Annotated in this window: 16 protein-coding genes; 10 read left to right on the plus strand and 6 right to left on the minus strand. The window is 66.9% G+C overall.

Annotation, left to right across the window (positions count from 1 at the left end):
- The first annotated feature begins 169 nt into the window (after positions 1-169).
- Positions 170-5,029, plus strand: coding sequence for an NAD-glutamate dehydrogenase (locus DNK59_RS22375; RefSeq protein WP_110724645.1), 4,860 nt, complete (start codon positions 170-172; stop codon positions 5,027-5,029).
- Between the two features lie 96 nt (positions 5,030-5,125).
- Here DNK59_RS22375 and DNK59_RS22380 read toward each other — a convergent pair whose 3' ends face one another.
- The 3 genes from DNK59_RS22380 to DNK59_RS22390 all read right to left on the minus strand — a co-directional run bounded on the left by DNK59_RS22380 (position 5,126) and on the right by DNK59_RS22390 (position 8,216).
- A complete protein-coding gene (locus tag DNK59_RS22380) occupies positions 5,126-5,848 on the minus strand; it encodes an META and DUF4377 domain-containing protein (protein WP_256596557.1) in 723 nt (240 codons plus the stop codon).
- 405 nt (positions 5,849-6,253) lie between these two features.
- The gene (locus tag DNK59_RS22385; protein ID WP_110724647.1) at positions 6,254-7,618 is read right to left on the minus strand and encodes a glycosyltransferase family 39 protein; all 1,365 of its coding nucleotides are present in this window, start codon (positions 7,616-7,618) and stop codon (positions 6,254-6,256) included.
- A 283-nt stretch (positions 7,619-7,901) separates the two neighbouring features.
- Complete coding sequence (locus DNK59_RS22390; RefSeq protein WP_092315131.1) at positions 7,902-8,216, minus strand: hypothetical protein; 315 nt, start codon at positions 8,214-8,216, stop codon at positions 7,902-7,904.
- A 127-nt stretch (positions 8,217-8,343) separates the two neighbouring features.
- Here DNK59_RS22390 and DNK59_RS22395 point away from each other — a divergent pair, with 127 nt between their 5' ends.
- Genes DNK59_RS22395 through DNK59_RS22405 form a run of 3 tightly spaced genes read left to right on the plus strand, consistent with a single transcriptional unit; the run spans position 8,344 to position 10,647 of the window.
- Entirely contained in the window at positions 8,344-9,117 is a 774-nt protein-coding gene (locus DNK59_RS22395) for an STN domain-containing protein (RefSeq protein ID WP_110724648.1), read from the plus strand.
- Complete coding sequence (locus DNK59_RS22400) at positions 9,114-9,659, plus strand: RNA polymerase sigma factor (RefSeq protein WP_092315127.1); 546 nt, start codon at positions 9,114-9,116, stop codon at positions 9,657-9,659. The genes DNK59_RS22395 and DNK59_RS22400 overlap by 4 nt, the downstream gene beginning before the upstream one ends.
- 37 nt (positions 9,660-9,696) lie before the next feature.
- A complete protein-coding gene (locus DNK59_RS22405) occupies positions 9,697-10,647 on the plus strand; it encodes a FecR domain-containing protein (RefSeq protein ID WP_110724649.1) in 951 nt (316 codons plus the stop codon).
- Between the two features lie 64 nt (positions 10,648-10,711).
- Here DNK59_RS22405 and gspJ read toward each other — a convergent pair whose 3' ends face one another.
- Both gspJ and gspH read right to left on the minus strand, forming a co-directional pair.
- A complete protein-coding gene (gene gspJ, locus DNK59_RS22410; RefSeq protein ID WP_110724650.1) occupies positions 10,712-11,320 on the minus strand; it encodes a type II secretion system minor pseudopilin GspJ in 609 nt (202 codons plus the stop codon).
- Positions 11,317-11,778, minus strand: coding sequence for a type II secretion system minor pseudopilin GspH (gene gspH / locus DNK59_RS22415; protein ID WP_110724651.1), 462 nt, complete (start codon positions 11,776-11,778; stop codon positions 11,317-11,319). The genes gspJ and gspH overlap by 4 nt, the downstream gene beginning before the upstream one ends.
- A gap of 130 nt (positions 11,779-11,908) precedes the next feature.
- On the opposite strand from gspH, the gene DNK59_RS22420 reads away from it, so the two are divergent.
- Positions 11,909-12,337, plus strand: coding sequence for a type II secretion system protein N (locus DNK59_RS22420; protein WP_092317257.1), 429 nt, complete (start codon positions 11,909-11,911; stop codon positions 12,335-12,337).
- Positions 12,338-12,340: 3 nt separating this feature from the next.
- Here the strand turns inward: DNK59_RS22420 and gspI are convergent, their stop codons facing one another.
- Positions 12,341-12,727, minus strand: coding sequence for a type II secretion system minor pseudopilin GspI (gene gspI, locus DNK59_RS22425; RefSeq protein WP_110724652.1), 387 nt, complete (start codon positions 12,725-12,727; stop codon positions 12,341-12,343).
- 148 nt (positions 12,728-12,875) lie between these two features.
- On the opposite strand from gspI, the gene gspG reads away from it, so the two are divergent.
- The 5 genes from gspG to gspD are packed head-to-tail and all read left to right on the plus strand — an operon-like array spanning position 12,876 to position 18,444.
- Positions 12,876-13,322, plus strand: coding sequence for a type II secretion system major pseudopilin GspG (gene gspG / locus DNK59_RS22430; RefSeq protein WP_047304124.1), 447 nt, complete (start codon positions 12,876-12,878; stop codon positions 13,320-13,322).
- A gap of 8 nt (positions 13,323-13,330) precedes the next feature.
- Positions 13,331-14,314, plus strand: a complete 984-nt coding sequence (gene gspK / locus DNK59_RS22435) for a type II secretion system minor pseudopilin GspK (protein WP_110724653.1) — start codon at positions 13,331-13,333, stop codon at positions 14,312-14,314.
- Positions 14,311-15,498 (plus strand): type II secretion system protein GspL, encoded by a 1,188-nt coding sequence (gspL, locus tag DNK59_RS22440; protein ID WP_110724654.1) that lies wholly within the window; start codon positions 14,311-14,313, stop codon positions 15,496-15,498. Before gspK ends, gspL begins: the two co-directional genes overlap by 4 nt.
- Positions 15,491-16,051 carry a type II secretion system protein GspM gene (gene gspM / locus DNK59_RS22445; protein WP_110724655.1) on the plus strand — a complete coding sequence of 187 codons (561 nt, stop codon included), beginning with the start codon at positions 15,491-15,493 and terminating at the stop codon, positions 16,049-16,051. The genes gspL and gspM overlap by 8 nt, the downstream gene beginning before the upstream one ends.
- Positions 16,048-18,444, plus strand: a complete 2,397-nt coding sequence (gene gspD / locus DNK59_RS22450; RefSeq protein WP_110724656.1) for a type II secretion system secretin GspD — start codon at positions 16,048-16,050, stop codon at positions 18,442-18,444. Before gspM ends, gspD begins: the two co-directional genes overlap by 4 nt.
- Positions 18,445-18,476: the final 32 nt, after the last annotated feature.

An 18,476-nucleotide genomic window follows, 5' to 3' on the forward strand; every position in this document is an offset into this window, starting at 1 on the left:
GCAGATGCCCATCCCGGGAAGGTGAATGTGACCTGTACGCCTCGTCCAGCTTCATCCACCTGGCATCCTGCGACCTCTGCCCGAGACCAGGAGCAGGATGCACCAACGCCCCGCAAGGGGTTTGCACGCGACGCTACCATCAATAACAAGCCCAAGCGGAGTACCACAGATGGCGTTCTTCACCGCAGCCAGCAAAGCCGACTTCCAGCACCAACTGCAAGCGGCACTGGCGCAGCACATCAGTGAACAGGCACTGCCACAAGTGGCGCTGTTCGCTGAACAATTCTTCGGCATCATTTCCCTGGACGAACTCACCCAGCGTCGCATGTCCGACCTGGCGGGCTGCACCCTTTCCGCATGGCGCCTGCTTGAGCGCTTCGACCACGCGCAACCGCAAGTGCGCGTCTACAACCCCGACTATGAACGTCACGGCTGGCAGTCGACCCACACCGCGGTGGAAGTGCTGCATCACGACCTGCCGTTCCTGGTGGACTCGGTACGCACCGAGCTCAACCGTCGCGGCTACAGCATCCACACCCTGCAGACCACCGTGCTCAGCGTGCGCCGCGGCAGCAAGGGCGAACTGCTGGAAGTCCTGCCCAAGGGCACCCAGGGCGAAGGCGTGCTGCAAGAGTCGCTGATGTACCTGGAGATCGACCGCAGCGCCAATGCCGCCGAGCTCAGCGTGCTGGGCAAGGAACTGGAGCAGGTACTGGGCGAAGTGCGCGTGGCCGTGGCCGACTTCGAGCCGATGAAGGCCAAGGTCCAGGAACTGATCGAAAGCATCGACAACAGCCAGTTCGCCATCGCTGCCGATGAAAAGAGCGAGATCAAGAGCTTCCTGGAATGGCTGGTGGGCAACCACTTCACCTTCCTCGGCTATGAAGAATTCGTGGTCGGCACCGACCAGGACGGCGGGCATATCGACTATGACCCGAGCTCCTTCCTCGGCCTGGCCAAGCTGCTGCGCGCCGGCCTGACCAGCGATGACCTGCGTATCGAAGACTACGCCGTCAACTACCTGCGCGAACCGACGCCGCTGTCGTTCGCCAAGGCTGCGCATCCCAGCCGCGTGCACCGTCCGGCCTACCCGGATTTCGTTTCGATCCGCCAGATCGATGCCGATGGCAAGGTGATCAAGGAATGCCGCTTCATGGGCCTCTACACCTCCTCGGTGTACGGCGAAAGCGTGCGGGTGATTCCTTACATCCGCCGCAAGGTGGAAGTCATCGAGCAGCGCTCGGGCTTCCAGGCCAAGGCGCACCTGGGCAAGGAACTGGCCCAGGTCCTGGAAGTGCTGCCACGGGACGATCTGTTCCAGACCCCGGTGGACGAGCTGTTCAGCACCGTGATGTCGATCGTGCAGATCCAGGAACGCAACAAGATCCGCGTGTTCCTGCGCAAGGATCCGTATGGCCGCTTCTGCTACTGCCTGGCCTACGTGCCGCGTGACATCTATTCCACCGAAGTGCGGCAGAAGATCCAGCAAGTGCTGATGGATCGCCTGCAAGCCACCGACTGTGAATTCTGGACCTTCTTCTCCGAGTCGGTGCTGGCCCGCGTGCAGCTGATCCTGCGAGTGGACCCGAAACAGCGCATCGACATCGACCCGCTGCTGCTGGAAAAGGAAGTGGTGCAGGCCTGCCGCAGCTGGCAGGACGACTACGCCAGCCTGGTCGTGGAAAGCTTCGGCGAAGCCCACGGCACCAATGTCCTGGCGGACTTCCCGAAAGGCTTCCCGGCCGGCTACCGCGAGCGTTTCGCCGCTCACTCGGCGGTGGTGGACATGCAGCACCTGCTGAGCCTCACCGAAGCCAACCCGCTGGTGATGAGCTTCTACCAGCCCCTGGGCCAGGTGTCTGGCCAGCGCGAGCTGCACTGCAAGCTGTACCACGCCGACACCCCGCTGGCGCTGTCCGACGTGCTGCCGATCCTGGAAAACCTCGGCTTGCGGGTGCTGGGTGAGTTCCCGTATCGCCTGCGCCACAACAACGGTCGCGAGTTCTGGATCCACGACTTCGCCTTCACCGCTGCCGAAGGCCTGGACCTGGATATCCAGCAGCTCAACGACACCCTGCAGGACGCTTTCGTCCATATCGTCCGCGGCGACGCCGAGAACGATGCGTTCAACCGCCTGGTGCTGACCGCCGGCCTGCCATGGCGCGACGTGGCGCTGCTGCGCGCCTATGCCCGCTACCTGAAGCAGATCCGCCTGGGCTTCGATCTGGGTTACATCGCCAGCACCCTGAACAACCACACCGACATCGCCCGCGAGCTGACCCGGTTGTTCAAGACCCGCTTCTACCTGGCGCGCAAGCTCACCAGCGAAGACCTGGAAGACAAGCAGCAGCGTCTGGAGCATGCGATCCTCACTGCCCTGGACGAAGTTCAGGTACTCAACGAAGACCGCATCCTGCGGCGCTACCTGGACCTGATCAAGGCCACCCTGCGGACCAACTTCTACCAGACCGACGCCAACGGCCAGAACAAGTCCTACTTCAGCTTCAAGTTCAACCCGCACCTGATCCCCGAGCTGCCCAAGCCGGTGCCCAAGTTCGAGATCTTCGTCTACTCGCCACGGGTCGAAGGCGTGCACCTGCGCTTTGGCAACGTGGCCCGTGGTGGCCTGCGCTGGTCCGACCGCGAGGAGGACTTCCGTACCGAAGTCCTGGGCCTGGTAAAAGCCCAGCAAGTGAAGAACTCGGTGATCGTGCCGGTGGGCGCCAAGGGCGGCTTCCTGCCCCGTCGCCTGCCGCTGGGCGGCAGCCGGGACGAGATCGCGGCCGAGGGCATCGCCTGCTACCGCATCTTCATTTCCGGCCTGCTGGACATCACCGACAACCTGAAAGACGGCGTCCTGGTGCCGCCGGCCAACGTGGTGCGTCACGACCAGGATGACCCGTACCTGGTGGTGGCGGCGGACAAGGGCACTGCGACCTTCTCCGACATCGCCAACGGCATCGCCATCGATTACGGCTTCTGGCTGGGCGACGCCTTCGCCTCCGGCGGTTCCGCCGGTTACGACCACAAGAAGATGGGCATCACCGCCAAGGGCGCGTGGGTCGGCGTGCAGCGCCACTTCCGCGAGCGCGGGATCAATGTCCAGGAAGACCCGATCACCGTGGTCGGCATTGGCGACATGGCCGGCGACGTGTTCGGCAACGGCCTGTTGATGTCCGACAAGCTGCAACTGGTGGCGGCGTTCAACCACCTGCACATCTTCATCGACCCGAACCCGGATCCGGCCACCAGCTTCGTCGAGCGCAAGCGCATGTTCGAGCTGCCGCGTTCGGCCTGGAGCGACTACGACACCAGCATCATGTCCGAGGGCGGCGGGATCTTCTCCCGCAGCGCGAAGAGCATTGCCATCTCGCCGCAGATGAAAGAGCGCTTCGACATCCAGGCCGACAAGCTGACCCCGACCGAGCTGCTCAACGCCTTGCTCAAGGCGCCGGTGGACTTGCTGTGGAACGGCGGTATCGGCACCTACGTCAAGGCCAGCAGCGAAAGCCATGCCGACGTCGGCGACAAGGCCAACGACGCCCTGCGGGTCAACGGCAACGAGCTGCGCTGCAAGGTGGTGGGCGAGGGCGGCAACCTGGGCATGACCCAACTGGGTCGTGTGGAGTTCGGCCTCAATGGCGGCGGTTCCAACACCGACTTCATCGACAACGCCGGTGGCGTGGACTGCTCCGACCACGAAGTGAACATCAAGATCCTGCTCAACGAAGTGGTGCAGGCCGGCGACATGACCGACAAGCAGCGCAACCAGCTGCTGGCGAGCATGACCGACGAAGTCGGTGGCCTGGTGTTGGGCAACAACTACAAGCAGACCCAGGCCCTGTCCCTGGCCGCGCGCCGTGCCTACGAGCGTGCTGCCGAGTACAAGCGCCTGATGAGCGACCTGGAAGGCCGCGGCAAGCTGGACCGCGCCATCGAGTACCTGCCGACCGAGGAGCAGCTCAACGAGCGCGCCGCGACCGGCAAGGGCCTGACCCGTCCCGAGCTGTCGGTGCTGATTTCCTACAGCAAGATCGACCTCAAGGAAGCCCTGCTCAAGTCCCTGGTGCCGGATGACGATTACCTGACCCGTGACATGGAGACCGCGTTCCCGCCGAGCCTGGTGGCCAAGTTCTCCGAGGCCATGCGTCGTCACCGCCTGAAGCGCGAGATCGTCAGCACCCAGATCGCCAACGACCTGGTCAACCACATGGGCATCACCTTCGTGCAGCGCCTGAAGGAGTCCACCGGCATGAGCCCGGCGAATGTCGCCGGTGCCTACGTGATCGTGCGGGACATCTTCCACCTGCCGCACTGGTTCCGTCAGATCGAGGCCCTGGATCACCAGGTTCCGGCCCAGGTGCAACTGGAGCTGATGGACGAGCTGATGCGTCTTGGTCGTCGGGCTACCCGCTGGTTCCTGCGCAGCCGGCGCAACGAGCAGGATGCCGCGCGGGACGTCGCCCACTTCGGTCCGCACCTCGCGGCCCTGGGCCTGAAGCTCGACGAGCTGCTGGAAGGTCCGACCCGCGAAGGCTGGCAGGCCCGCTACACCGCCTACGTCGAGGCCGGCGTACCGGAGCTGCTGGCGCGCATGGTTGCAGGGACTACCCACCTGTACACCCTGCTGCCGATCATCGAGGCCGCGGATGTTACCGGTCACGATGCCGCCGAAGTGGCCAAGGCCTACTTCGCCGTGGGCAGCGCCCTGGACCTGCCGTGGTACCTGCAGCAGATCAGCGACCTGCCGGTGGCCAACAACTGGCAGGCGGCGGCGCGCGAAGCCTTCCGCGACGACGTGGACTGGCAGCAGCGGGCGATCACCATCAAGGTTCTGCAACTGGCCGACGCGCCAGCGGACATGGAAGCCCGCGTGGCCCTGTGGCTGGAGCAGAACGCGAGCATGGCCGATCGCTGGCGCGCAATGATGGTGGAAATCCGTGCCGCCAGCGGCACTGACTACGCCATGTATGCCGTGGCCAACCGTGAACTGCTGGACCTGGCGATGAGCGGTCAGTCGGTGCTGTAACGGCCTGACCCCGCCCAGAGCAAAAAAGCCCCGTATCGCAAGATACGGGGCTTTTTTATGGTCCGCCGATAGGTGCCGGCGGGCGGCTGGCGCGGCTTAGTGGGCCGCCGAGGCGTCCTGCTCGACCACCATGTCCAGCACGTAGACCGTGGACGGGGCGTCGGCGGGGGCATTCTTCCATTCGTACTGCTTGACCCGCAGCACATTGCGCACGCCGTCCTGGTGCTCATAGCCCTCGATGGACTGGTACAGCGGATGCCAGCTGTCCTGGGTCGGCAGTTGCAGGCCGGCGGCGTCGTAGCGCCGCTCACGCACTTGCAGGCACTGGAAGTTGGGGATCAGCGGGTGGCTGCACTTGACGGTCTTGGCCGCCACTTCCAGGAAGCGCGTCTGGCCCTGGCTGCCGTAGCGGGTTTCCGGGGTCGGCTGGCCCTGGAACTTGAGCTGCGTGCCGTCCTGGGCGGTCAGTTGCAGGGTCGGCGTCGACTCATCGCCGCCGAAGCGGGTGCGCAGCTCGCCCTTGAACAGGCGGCCGATGTCCCCATCCAGGGCCATCAGGCTTGGCTCGCAGGCCATCAGGGTCGAGGCCAGGGGCTGCACCTTGAGCAGGCCATTTTCATGCTCGAAGCCGCCGAACTGGCGATTGCAGCCGCCGCTGATGTTGAGGTTGTGCCCGGTGAAGGTCAGGCGCAGCTGGCGCTCGATGCCCTTGTCCAGGGTGGCGACGGGCTTGCCCGCCGCGTCGCTGGCCGCAACCAGCTGCCAGTAGTAGGCGGACAGCGCCGGCTGCGCGCTGACGGAGGCGGTGCTGGCGGGCATGGAAGAGGATCCTTCAGGGGTAGTGGAAACCGGGGCGCAGGCCTGGAGCAGGGCGGCACAGACGGATACGAGGAGGATATTTTGCTTCATGGTTCGCTCTTTCAGCCTTGAGGAAATACGGCCTGCCGCGGGGGCAGCAGGCCAAGGCCGGTAACCTGTGGCAGTCAAGCACTCGTGCGTTGCGCGGCGCTGCCACCTGGGCCGCCGACCGCCGGACGAGCTGTGCCGTTACCGATTGCGATGTGACAGCACTGTGCCAGTTCCGTTGCATGCTCGGGGGTGCCCGGGAGTGTTACAAAATCTTGCGCGATGCCGACCAGCGGGTTGCCCGCCGCCGGCCGGCTGGGTGGGCCTGGATGTGGCCGCACCCAGGGTGCGGCGCTGACTCGGGGGAGGACGCCCGCCTTACCAGAACCAGTAAGGCAGGAACTTGGGGTCGGGCTCGTTGGCCAGTTCCAGGTGATAGGTGATGGCGTTGAAGAAGAACCCATCGAGCAGGAGAAACGCCGCCACGCCGAACGCCAGGACGATGACCTCGTAATGCCGGTGTGCGGCGTATTGCCGGGTAATCCAGTAGCGCACGCCGCTGAGCAGGGCAAAGCTTGCGAACACTCCGACGAAGTTCGGCTGCAAGGGGCGCGCGGCAAAGCCGTTGTAGCCCAGCACCAGCAGTGCCAGGAGCGCGCCGATGGTCGGCAGGTTCAGGCACAGGCGCAGCAGGCGCCTGCGGGTGGCGCTGAACAGGCCGTTGGGGTCGATGAAGATGTAGGCCGCCAGCAGGGAGATGGCCGGGGTGATGGACAGCACGTAGCGGGCCTTCTTCGAGTTGGGAATGGTGAAGAACAGGATCAGCACCACGAACCAGGCCCCCAGGTGCAGCAGCAGGCGCGGCGCCGACAGCGGCGGGGCGCCGAGCCACTGGCGAGTGCTCCTGGCCATGACGGTCAGGGCATAGAAGGCCGTGAAGCTGTAGGTGAGCAGCCCGATGCTGAAGTAGAAGTAGTAGCGCGGCGAGTGATCGCTGGCGATCCGGCCCAGGCCCTGCATCTCCAGTACTTCCTGCATGAAGGCGTCGCCGCCCTGGATGTAGGCGGCCCAGGTCAGCAGCGCGACTCCAGCGGCGAACAGCAGGCCGCTGACCAGCGAGAAGACCACCAGGGTCCGCCACTGCCGGCTCAGCAGGTAATAGGTGCCGACCACCAGCGTCGGGCCGATCATGCCGATCGGGCCGCGCAGGGAAAAGCCCAGGATCAGGCCGAGGAACACCAGCGCCAGGCGTCCCCGCTGCTGCTTGAGATCGGCGGAGTAGGCCAGGTAGAAGCAGCCTGCGGTGATCAGCGCGGGGTAGATGTCCAGGGCCAGGGAGTTGACGCTGTCGAGGAAGGCCCAGGTGAACAGCGCAAAGAGCACGCCGCAAACGCCCCATTTCTGCTCATGCAGGGCCCCCAGCTTGTAGATGAACACCAGCATCAGCGAGGCGGCGATGCAGAAGGGCAGGCCCATCGACAGCACCGACAGCTGGCCGAACGGCAGCGAGGCCAGATAGACCAGTACCGTGTTGACGATGGTGTAGTCGGGATAGGGCTGCAGATCGTCGGCGATGGGGAACAGCGTCATGCCGTGCTGCAGCATGTAGTTGGCAAAGTCGACGAAGCGCGTGGTGTAGTTGAGGACCGCCGGTTTGTACTGCAACCCCATGAACAGCGCGAGGGCGATCAGGAAGATGCTGTGGCAGGGTCGTTGCAGGATCAGTTTCTTATAGCTTTCCATGCTTCCAATCAGGCAAAAAAAACGCTGATGATACGGTGGCCGGTCGTTGAACGCCACCCACCTGCGGTGTCCCGGGCCCTTGTCGGCGCCGGGTTTCAAGGCGCGGCAATCTAGCGCGATCGAGGTTAACGCCCGGTATACGTGGCGTGGCCGTTCAAGGGCTGGCTGCGCGCTGGGCGAGGGCTCGCAGGGCGGTCCTTGGCTCGCGGCGTTTGGGGTTGCCCAGGCGCGCCGCCAGGCCCTGCAACGGGGCCGGTGGCGGTCAGCGGCCCGTGGGCGCCACTCAGGGCCGTTGCGGCTTGACCGAGGTGCCGAAGGTGTTGCCCATGCGCACGCTGGTGGCCGCCGGCGTCGATAGCCCCAGCTGGTTCGGCGGGCGCTTGTGTGCTGCATCCTGCTGGGCCTGCTGATTGGCCTGGGCGGCCTTGGCGGCGTCCGGGTTGTTGCCCAGCTGGCGGCTCAGGCAGTTGTAGTCGGGGGCCTTGTAGCCGCCGACGCTGACTTCCACACAGCCCTCGCTGGCTTCCTCGGCCTGCAGCGTCCAGGGCAGGGCGCTGAGCAGCAACAGGACAGCGGTGTAGCAGCTTGAACGTTTCATCCTGGCCTCCTGGCTGGCCCGTGGAATTGGGCCTCGATGGCGGCCGAGTGTAGTGCAAAGTCCGGACCCGGACAGTGATGGTTTTTTTGCCGTGGCCGTAACACCAGATTCATAAATTGGCCTCAGGATGACGCTTTTCAGGGATTGGACGCTCGTGCAGCAACGCAGCGCGCAGGTCGGGCGATGGACTTCATTGCACGGGAGCTTGGCGACCTGGGTGCTGGGCCTTGTGCTGCTGGCGCCACTGCCTCTGGCCCGGGTGCAAGCCGCGGTCGAGGGGCCACCCCGGGTGGATTCCCAGGCCGTGCTGGAGCTGGAGATTCCGGCCCAGGAGCTGGCCCAGGCCCTGGAGCGCTTCAGCCGCTTGACCGGGATGGCAGTGCTGGTGGACCAGGAACTGGCCCGGGGCCGGCGTTCGGTGGGGATCAAGGGCCACTACAGCGCACGCGAGGGCTTGAGTCGCCTGTTGGCGGGCACTGGCCTGGTGGCGCGTTACGCCCGCAGCGACGCATTCACCCTGCAGGTGCCGCAGGCCTCGGTGCCTGTGGTGCCCCAGGGCGTCAGCAGCGCTCGCGCGACGCGGCTCAACAGCAGCTACGCCAGCGCCGTGCAGCAAGCGGTGGAGCGCAGCCTGTGTGCATCGCGCCTGACCCGGCCCGGGGCGTTCCGCGCCTTGCTGCAACTGTGGATCGGCGCCGATGGCACGGTGCAGCACAGTCGCCTGGTGAGCTCCACCGGCGATCTGCAACGGGACGAAGCCCTGGTGCAGCGCCTGGCGGCAACCCGGGTCGAACGCCCGGCGCCCAGCTCGCTGCGTCAGCCGCTGACCTTACTCTTGATACCGGACACAACAGGGAAACGCATGGACTGCAAGGAATGGGAAGGAGCTTCCGGGGTATGAAAAATACCGGACACAGTACGATGGTCAGGCTGTTCCTGACGTCCTACGAGGACTTTCGGGTGCGCTTGCGCAGGCGCCTGGGTTCCGAGGATCTGGCCAACGACGTCCTGCATGAAACCTACCTGCGGGTCGACCGCATGGAAGAGCCGCCGAACCTGCAGCAGCCCAATGCCTACCTGTACCGCATGGCCCTGAACATCGCTGCCGATCGGCGCCAGTCCGACGCCCGCCTGCTCACCGGCGAGGAAGTCGAGGAACTGCTGCAGATCGCCGATGACGCCCAGGACCCGTCCCGGGTGGTGGGCGGGCAGAAAGAAATCCAGACCCTGCTCAAGGCTCTCTACGAGCTGCCGGCGCGACGGCGCAAGATCTTTATCGCCGCGCGCCTGGAAGAGGCGCCGCACCTGGAAATCTCCCAGCGCTTCGGCATTTCCACACGGATGGTGGAGAAGGAACTCAAGGCCGCCCTGGGACATTGCGCCCTGCGCCTTGAAAGAAAAGTCATTCAGCGGTTCGGTCCCGGGGCTGGAAAACCGTCCTAGACAAGAGTCCCTGATCAATCCGTGAGTACCTGCGCGCTTGAATATTTTTAGCCTTTCCCCATCCCAGGCCTCGGCGGATCCGCAACTGCTGAGCGAAGCCCGGGACTGGCTGGTCCTGCTGACGTCGGGCCGGGCCACCGCCGCCGACGCCCGAGCCTTGCGCCAGTGGTGTGCGCAGAGCCCGCAGCACGCCGCGGCCTTCGAGCAGACCAAGGCCCTGTGGCATTGCCTGCAACCGGCGGCGGTGCAGTTGGAGCTGCAGTCGCGGCCGCGCCATTTCGGGCGGCGGGCCTTTCTCGGCGGTGCGCTGGCCGCTTCGGCGGCGCTGTTCATGGTCCGGTTCACGGTCCCGGGCGGTTTTGCCGGGTTGACCGCGGACTTTTCCACTGCGGTCGGCGAACAGCGCCGGGTCGATCTGGCCGAGGGCCTGAGCCTGGAACTCAACACCCAGACCCGCATCAGCCGCCGGGATCCGGCCCCGGGGGAACAGGCCTTCGAACTGCTGGAGGGCGAGGTGGAAGTCTTCAGCCAGCGCCAGCAGCCGCTCCAGGTCCAGGCCGGTGACGGCAGGCTCAGTGCCCGTCAGGCGCGCTTCAACCTGCGCAACACCGACCATCAAGTCTGCGTGACCTGCATCGAAGGTAGCCTGCAGGTGGCCGTGGCCGGGCGCAGCATCCGCCTGGACAGCGGTCGGCAGCTGACCTATGACGCCACGACGGTGGGCGAGCCCACCGCCGTGGACCCGCGGAACGTGATCGCCTGGCGCGAACAGGTGCTGGTGTTCGACAACGCCAGCCTCGACACGGTGATCAGCGAGATCAACCGTTACCGCCCCGGAATGCTGGTGCTGCTCAACGCCGAACTGGGCCGGCGCAAGGTCCAGGCGCGTTTCACCCTCAACCAGCTGGCGGGCGTGGCCCTGCTGATCCGCGACGCCTACGGCGCCAAATGCACCGAACTGCCCGGCGGCGTGGTTTTGCTGAGCTGAAAGGCCAAAGACTTAGCCGCAAGCCGCAAGCCGCAAGCCGCAAGCTTGGAGCGGCCGCTGCCGCCTACAGTGGCCCTAGCACCTGGCGGTAATGTTCTTCGCCCTGGGGCGTTTGCCGGGTCAGGCGGATCTCCAGGCCCTCGGGGTTGTCCCGACGATTGCCGCTGAGCTGGCGCCAGCCCTTGCCTCGCTCCCAGACCCGCACCTGCAGGTCACTGACCCGCCGCAACACCGCCACCCCGTCCCGGGGCGCGGGCAGGGGGTAGCGGTCCCGGGCTTCGGCCACGGCGCGGTACAGGGTGTCGCCCTTGAGCCACCAGCGCACCCGTTGCAGGCCGTCGCCGGGGGTGGCGGCGCTGCGGATCACCTCCAGGCGAAAACCCTTGCTGTCGGAGCTGCGCACGCTCAGCGGCGCCGGGCTGTCGGGCTCGGCCTCTTCGCTGTCGGCGCGGATCGGTTCGCGCAGTTGCACGGCAGCCCGCAGGGCGACGTCGCGCTCCAGCTGGTTGAGGCTGCGCAGCAGTTCCTCGGTCTGTTCGGTGCTGGCCTTGAGGTGGGTATCGGCCCGGGTGACGCTGTCCAGGCCGCGCCAGGCAATCAGGCTGACGATGGCCATGAGCATCACCGCCACCAGCACTTCGATCAGGGTAAAGCCACTCTGCCCAGGCTTCATGGTTGCTCCACCACTCGCAACTGACCGGCGGCGCTGCGCTCCACGCCGAGGCTGTGGCGGCCGTCGGAGAGCACCAGCCGCAGCGGCGGGGTGATCCACTCGGCGTTGAGGATCAGCCGCTGCCCGGGTTCGATGCGCACTTGCAGTCCCGGGGTTTCCCAGGCGCGGGGGCGCAGCAGGGCATCGCCACGCAGGTCGTCGACGCCGCTCCCGGACTGCGCCCGGCGGCTGAAGGCAAAGCCCTTGGCGGTGGCTTGCCAGGTGATCGGCCGGCCGTCGGCGCGGGCCTCGGCCTGGGCCACCTGCAGCAGCTGCGCCAGGCGTTCGGCGTCCTTGCGCAGCAGTTGCAGCGGGTCGGGCTTGAGGCTCAGGCCCACCGCCGCGCTGGCGATGCCGATGATCACCAGGACCACCATCAGTTCGATCAGGGTGAAGCCCCGTTGCTTGCCCGACGGCATCGGATTGCACTCCTGGGCGACAGGATCAGCCGGCCCGGGGCCGATGATCGCTGGGTGAAATAAAACCGTGAGAATTGCCCTGTAGGCTGCGCAAACGGACAAACAGGAGGTCCCGCCAATGCTTGCCACCATGCTGCGTGCCGCAGATTTTTCAGCCCCCCGACTGGTGCAATACACCGCGCTGCTGGCGGCCCTGGCCGGGGTGGTCACCTGGTCGTCGCTGCTGCTGACCCCGGCCGAATCCCAGACCCCGGCCGTGGCGCCCCAGGTGCTCGCGGCCCGTTCCGACAGCCCGGCCCTGCAATGGTTTGCCAACCAGCCCAGCACCGTGGAGATCAAGGTGTCCGGGGTCATGGCCGGGGCCCGTGGCGCGGTGGCGATCCTGCGCCTGAACGACGGGCCGCCGCGCAGCTTCCTGGCCGGCGAACAACTGACCCCGGGCGTGCGCCTGGCGGCAGTGGAGGCCGATGGCGTGCTGATCGAGCGCGGCGCCGAGCAGTCGCGGATCAAGGTCAGCAAGCTGGCGGACTCGCCGCCGTTGCCGCGGCTGACCCGCTGAGGCTCACGGCCGTGGCTCCTGGGGCCGGCCGAGGAGGGTTTCCAGGCGGGCCAGGGGCGGCGCTTCGCGGCTGCGGTCGCGCACCTGGACGCTGACCCGCAGCAGCCCGGGCGCGGCTGCGGCGCCAATTGCCTGTTCGCAGCGCAGCTTCAGGCGCCCCTGGTCGCAATCGACGCTCTTCAACCCGCTGGGTAAACGACCTTCCAGGCGCAGCTCGGCAAGTCGGCTCTGGGCCGCCAGCAGGGCCAGGGACTTGTCCCGCAGCAGGCCGTTGCTCTGGGTCATCAGCCCGGCCACGCGCACCGCCGCGGCCATCGCCACGGCAATGATGGCCAGGGCCACCAGCACTTCGATCAGGGTGAATCCAGCTTGTTTGCGCAGGGCTTGCATGGGCCGCTCGACACCGGGAAACAGCCTCGCAGCCTAGCCTGCAGGCTTGACCGAATGGCGACCGAAACTCCCGAGGTTTTTCAATACCACTGACATATCTTCTTGCAACACTGCGCGACGAATCGAACTCAAGCCAAGGAATGTCGAGATGGATATCGCGCCTGTAACGTCAACCGCCGCACCCCGGGGCCAGCGTGGCTTCACCCTGATCGAGATCATGGTGGTGGTGGTCATCCTCGGGATTCTCGCGGTCATGGTGGTGCCCAAGGTGCTGGACCGTCCGGACCAGGCACGGGCCACCGCGGCCAAGCAGGACATCGCCGGACTGATGCAAGCGCTGAAGCTGTATCGCCTCGACCACGGCAGCTACCCGAGCATGAACCAGGGCCTCAAGGTACTGGTGGAACGTCCGGCCAACGCCAAGGACAGCAACTGGCGCTCCTACCTGGAACGCCTGCCCAACGATCCCTGGGGGCGCCCTTATCACTACCTCAACCCGGGGGCCAACGGCGAAGTGGACGTGTTCTCCCTGGGCGCCGACGGCCAGCCCGACGGCGAAGGCGTGAATGCCGATATCGGCTCCTGGCAGCTCTAAGGCCTGTCATGAACAGTCATTCGCCCGGTGCGGCGAAGCAGTGCGGCATGGCCATCATCAGCGCCTTGCTGATCGCCGCGGTGGTGGCGGTGCTCGCCGCCGGCATGCTGGCGAGGCAGACCGTCCTGACCCGCGCGGTGGAAGCCGAGCAGGCGCGGATCGTCGGCGCCCAGGTGCTTCAGGGCGGCCTCGAATACAGCCGGCAGTTGCTTTGGCAAGCCCGTCAGCGCGAGGTCCTGACCCGGCTCGACCAGCCCTGGGCGCGGCCCCTCGGCGATCCGGCGCCGGGCGCATCCGGCGGCGGTTTCCAGGGCCGCCTGCAGGACCTGCAAGGCAAGTTCAACCTGCGCAACCTGGTGTTCAACCAGCAGGTGGACCCGGAGCAGGTGCAGGCCTTCTACCAGCTGTGCCAGCTGCTCGGCGTCGAGGCGGCCCTGAGCCGGCGCATCAGCCAGCGGGTGATCGCCTCCTATCCGCAGCGCCTGTTCAGTCCGGCCAGCGCCGCGGGCACTCCCGGGGCCTTCAACAGCGGCCGCTTGACCTCGCCCGGGGCGGCGCAGCAGATCTTGCCGCCGCGCCAGCCGATGCTGCGCAGCCTGGACGACCTGTTGGGCGTTCAGGGCGTCGACGAGGCGTTGCTGGCGCGCCTTGAGCCCTACGTCAGCGTCTTGCCGGGCAACACCTGGGTCAATGGCAACACCGCCAGCGCCGAAGTACTGGCGGCGGCGGTGCCGGGGCTGTCGTTGTCCCAGGCCCGGGCCCTGGTGGCTGAGCGCGACGCCGGGCACTGGTTCATCAACCGTGGCGACTTCGTCAATCGCCTGCACCTGCCCTTTGCCGTGCAGGAACGGATCAAGGTCGGCATCACCAGCGAGTGGTTCCTGCTCCAGGGGCAGGTCCGTCGCGACCAGCGGCAGATCACCCTGCACGCCTTGCTGCACCGCCCCGAGGACCGCATGCCCCAGGTGATCTGGTCGCGGGTGGGCGCATGAGCCGCTTGCGCATCGCCTTGCCGCCCCTGGCCGAGCTGTTGCAGGCGCCCCGGCCGCTGGCCGTACCCCTGGAGTGCGCCCGGCTGGACCGCGCCGGGCGGGTGACCGAGCTTGGCCGCAGGCCCCTTGAGGCATTGGGCCAGGACGCCCGAGGGCTGGCGCTGGAGTGCTTTCTGCACCCGCAGGACAGTCTGCTGGCCTGCATCGAGTTGCCGCCGTTGCCGGCGGCGCGAATCAAGGCCGCGGTGGACTGCGCGGCCCAGGCGCTGATCTTGGGTTGCGGCGAGTCGATGCATGTCGCCCACGGCCCGCGGGATGCCCAGGGGCAGGTGACCTTGAGCTGGCTGCCAAAGAGCGGTTTGCAGGCCCTGGGCGAACTGCTGCAACGGGCCGGGCTCAAGCTGTCGGGCCTGTACCCGGCGCCCTACGCCCTGGCGGCGCCGGCGCCGGGGCAGCACAACCTGTGCCTGCTGGACGGTCAGTTGCTGCTGCGCCACGGCGCCGCCCAGGCCAGCGTGCAGCCTCTGGTACAGGACACCCTGGAGCAGTTGCGCGCCTCCGGCGCCGAGTTGTGCTGGATCGGTGACGATGCCCCCGAGGGAGCGCTGCAGCGCTTGCCGGTCGAACAGCGCTGGAGCGGTGCGGCGCCGGCCTGGGGCCTGCAGGCGGGGGCGACGGCGGCGCGCGGCGCGGTCCAGGGCTGGGGCCGGGCCCTGGGTTGCTGCGCCCTGGCGGTGGCCGTGTGGGTCCTGGGCCTGAACCTGTATGCCGCCCGTGAGGCCGAGCAGGGCCAGCGCCTCAAGAGCCAGATGAGCCAGCGGGTCCGGCAGGTATTTCCGCAGTTGCCGGTGGTGCTCAATCCGCTGCAACAGGCCCGCCAGCAACTGGCGGCGCAGCAGAGCGGGGCGGCGGACCCGAGCCAGGGCTTCGGCAACCTGCTGCTGCAGGCCGGCAGCGCCATGCCGTTCATGGTGGGCAGCGTGCAGAGCCTGAGCTTTGCCGACCAGCGCTTGCGGCTGGAACTGCTGCCCGATACCCCGAAGCGCGCCGACAGCAGCTGGCAGGGGGCCTTGACCCAGGCTGGCTACAGCGTCCAGGCCGAGGGCAATGGCTGGACCCTGGGCCCGGCCACGGGCGAGCCGAGCAATGTCACCGACAACACCCCGGGAGCCGAAGATGAATAAGGCCCGGCTGGCCGAGTATCAGGCGCGCTGGTCACGCCTCTGGACCCAGGCCCGGGGCCATTGGAAGGCGCTGGCGCTGCGGGAGAAACGGCTGCTGAGCGCCACCGCCCTGGGCGTGCTGGGGCTGTTGCTGTGGTGGCTGTTGATTCAGCCGCCGCTGAAGAAGATCGACTACTGGCAAGCCGAGACGCCGAAGCTGCGCTCCCAGGCCGAGGCCCTGGAAGTGTTGCTGCACCAGGTCGCGGGCACCGATCGCCGGGGCGCCGACCTTGAGCAGGCCCTGCGCCAGACCCTGGACCAGGCCGGGCTCAAGGACCGTTACCAGTTGCAGCACACCGATCAAGCCGGCCCCGAGAGCTGGCAGTTGACCTTTGAGCAGGCCCCGGCGGATGCCGTGGTCGGCTGGCTGCTGGGGACGCCCCGACAGCTTTCACTGCAGGTGGTGCAAGCCCGGCTGCAACGCGCCGCCGCGGACACCGCCCAAGACTCGGCAGGCACACTGTCCGGGACCGTTCGCATGGATCAGGCGCAGGGCGCTAAGGAAGCTTCATGAAGGGGTCAGGCTCCAACTACGTGCGCCAGTGTCGCAAGGTCGCACCGTTTCTGCTGCTGGCGCTGGGGGCCTGCAGCAACACCACCTCCACCACGCCGCCACCCTTGCTGGTGGACAGTGAACTGGGCCAGCCCCTGGCCGACACCCGGCGCAGCGGCGACGCCCTGGCCGATCGCGAACGCTTGCAGGCGCAACAGGCCCAGCGGCCGAAAGTCCTGCACCCGGTGACCGGCAGCCGCCGCGGCCAGGGCACGCCGCGCAGCACCGGGGCGTCGCGCAACCCCCTGGGGGACCAGCCGGTGCAACTGAACTTCGTCGAGGCCGATATCCAGGCGGTGGTGCGCGCCTTGTCCCGTTCCACCGGCCAGCAGTTCCTGGTGGACCCGCGGGTCAAGGGCAACCTGACCCTGGTCAGCGAGGGCCAGGTGCCGGCCCATCAGGCCTACGACATGCTGCTGGCGGCCCTGCGCATGCAGGGCTTTGCCGTGGTGGACGTGGGCGGGGTGGCCCAGGTGGTGCCCGAGGCCGATGCCAAGCTGCTGGGCGGGCCGATCTACAGCGGCGACAAACCGGCGGGCAACGGCATGCTGACCCGCACCTTTCGCCTGCAATACGAAAATGCGGTGAACCTGATCCCGGTGCTGCGGCCTATCGTTTCGCCGAACAACCCAATCAATGCCTACCCGGGCAACAACAGCATCGTGGTTACCGACTACGCCGAGAACCTGCAGCGAGTCGCACAGATCATCGACGGCATCGACACCCCCAGCGCCATCGACACCGATGTGGTGGCGGTGCAGAACGGCATAGCCGTGGACATTGCCACCATGGTGGCCGAACTGCTGGAAACCCAAGGCGCCGACCCGACCCAGAAGATCAGCGTGATCGGCGACCCGCGCTCCAACTCGATCATCATCCGCGCCGGCAGCCCGGAGCGCACCGAGCTGGCGCGCAACCTGATCTACAAGCTGGACAATGCCCAGAGCAACCCGAGCAACCTGCACGTGGTCTACCTGCGCAACGCCCAGGCCGGCAAGCTGGCCCAGGCCTTGCGCGGGCTGCTCACCGGCGAGAGCGACAGCGCCGGCAACGATGGTGCCCGAGCCATGCTCAGCGGCATGGGCGGCAGCACCCAGGGCGGCCAGGGCAGCGCCCAGAACAGCAGCGGCACCCCCACCGGCAGCGGCACCCTCAACAGCAGCGGCAATGGCAGCGCCTATGGCCAGGGCGCCAGCGCCAGCAGCCTGAGCGGCAATGCTCAGCAGAACGACCAGAACACCGCCTTCAGCGCTGGCGGCGTGACCATCCAGGCCGACGCCACCACCAACACCTTGCTGATTTCCGCGCCGGACCCGTTGTACCGCAACCTGCGGGAAGTCATCGACCAGCTCGACCAGCGCCGGGCCCAGGTGGTGATCGAAAGCCTGATCGTCGAAGTCGGCGAAGACGACGCCAGCGAGTTCGGCGTGCAGTGGCAGGCCGGCAACCTCGGCGGGCGTGGCGGCTTTGGCGGGGTCAACCTCGGCGGTAGCGGGCTGCAGGGCACTCCGGGCAGCAAGACCAGCATCGACGTCCTGCCCAAGGGCCTGAACATCGGCCTGGTCAACGGCAGCGTGGACATCCCCGGGATCGGCAAGGTGCTGGACCTCAAGGTCCTGGCCCGGGCCCTGAAGAGCAAGGGCGGGACCAACGTACTGTCGACGCCGAACCTTTTGACCCTGGACAACGAGGCGGCGAGCATCTTCGTCGGCCAGACCATTCCCTTCGTCACCGGCAGCTACGTCACCGGTGGCGGTGGCACCAGCAACAACCCGTTCCAGACCGTGCAGCGTGAAGAGGTGGGCTTGAAGCTCAATGTGCGGCCACAGATTTCCGAGGGCGGCACGGTCAAGCTGGACATCTACCAGGAAGTCAGCAGTGTCGATCCCCGGGCCTCGGTGGACGCTGGGACCGTGACCAACAAGCGGGCGATCGACACCAGCATCCTCCTGGATGACGGGCAGATCATGGTCCTGGGCGGTTTGCTGCAGGACGGCTACAGCCAGAGCAACGACGCGGTGCCTTGGCTGTCGAGCATCCCGGGGATCGGGGCGTTGTTCCGCAACGAGAAGCGCAGCATCACCAAGACCAACCTGATGGTGTTTTTGCGGCCCTACATCATTCGCGACAGTGGCGCGGGGCGCAGCATCACGCTCAATCGCTATGACTTCATGCGTCGGGCGCAGGGGGAGTTGCAGCCGGAGCGCAGTTGGGCGATGCCGGATATGCAGGCGCCGCAGTTGCCATCGGCGGCGAAGGCGATTCCGGGGGCGGTGCCGGTGTCGTTGCAGACGCCTGGGGAGGCGGCCGGGGCCGGGCCTCGGGCGACCATTAGGGCGGTGCCGGTGCAATGAATGGGGAGTTGATTCGTTATGGCGGGGAGTGG

The sequence above is a fragment of the Pseudomonas sp. TKO26 genome, from assembly GCF_003225665.1.
Taxonomy (GTDB): Bacteria; Pseudomonadota; Gammaproteobacteria; order Pseudomonadales; family Pseudomonadaceae; genus Aquipseudomonas; species Aquipseudomonas saponiphila.

Coding starts and splice junctions, on each gene's coding strand:
- DNK59_RS22375 (WP_110724645.1), top strand. CDS start 170: ATGGCGTTCTTCACCGCAGCCAGCAAAGCCGACTTCCAGCACCAACTG.
- DNK59_RS22380 (WP_256596557.1), bottom strand. CDS start 5,848: ATGCCCGCCAGCACCGCCTCCGTCAGCGCGCAGCCGGCGCTGTCCGCC.
- DNK59_RS22385 (WP_110724647.1), bottom strand. CDS start 7,618: ATGGAAAGCTATAAGAAACTGATCCTGCAACGACCCTGCCACAGCATC.
- DNK59_RS22390 (WP_092315131.1), bottom strand. CDS start 8,216: ATGAAACGTTCAAGCTGCTACACCGCTGTCCTGTTGCTGCTCAGCGCC.
- DNK59_RS22395 (WP_110724648.1), top strand. CDS start 8,344: ATGACGCTTTTCAGGGATTGGACGCTCGTGCAGCAACGCAGCGCGCAG.
- DNK59_RS22400 (WP_092315127.1), top strand. CDS start 9,114: ATGAAAAATACCGGACACAGTACGATGGTCAGGCTGTTCCTGACGTCC.
- gspJ (WP_110724650.1), bottom strand. CDS start 11,320: ATGAAGCCTGGGCAGAGTGGCTTTACCCTGATCGAAGTGCTGGTGGCG.
- gspH (WP_110724651.1), bottom strand. CDS start 11,778: ATGCCGTCGGGCAAGCAACGGGGCTTCACCCTGATCGAACTGATGGTG.
- DNK59_RS22420 (WP_092317257.1), top strand. CDS start 11,909: ATGCTGCGTGCCGCAGATTTTTCAGCCCCCCGACTGGTGCAATACACC.
- gspI (WP_110724652.1), bottom strand. CDS start 12,727: ATGCAAGCCCTGCGCAAACAAGCTGGATTCACCCTGATCGAAGTGCTG.
- gspG (WP_047304124.1), top strand. CDS start 12,876: ATGGATATCGCGCCTGTAACGTCAACCGCCGCACCCCGGGGCCAGCGT.
- gspK (WP_110724653.1), top strand. CDS start 13,331: ATGAACAGTCATTCGCCCGGTGCGGCGAAGCAGTGCGGCATGGCCATC.
- gspL (WP_110724654.1), top strand. CDS start 14,311: ATGAGCCGCTTGCGCATCGCCTTGCCGCCCCTGGCCGAGCTGTTGCAG.
- gspM (WP_110724655.1), top strand. CDS start 15,491: ATGAATAAGGCCCGGCTGGCCGAGTATCAGGCGCGCTGGTCACGCCTC.
- gspD (WP_110724656.1), top strand. CDS start 16,048: ATGAAGGGGTCAGGCTCCAACTACGTGCGCCAGTGTCGCAAGGTCGCA.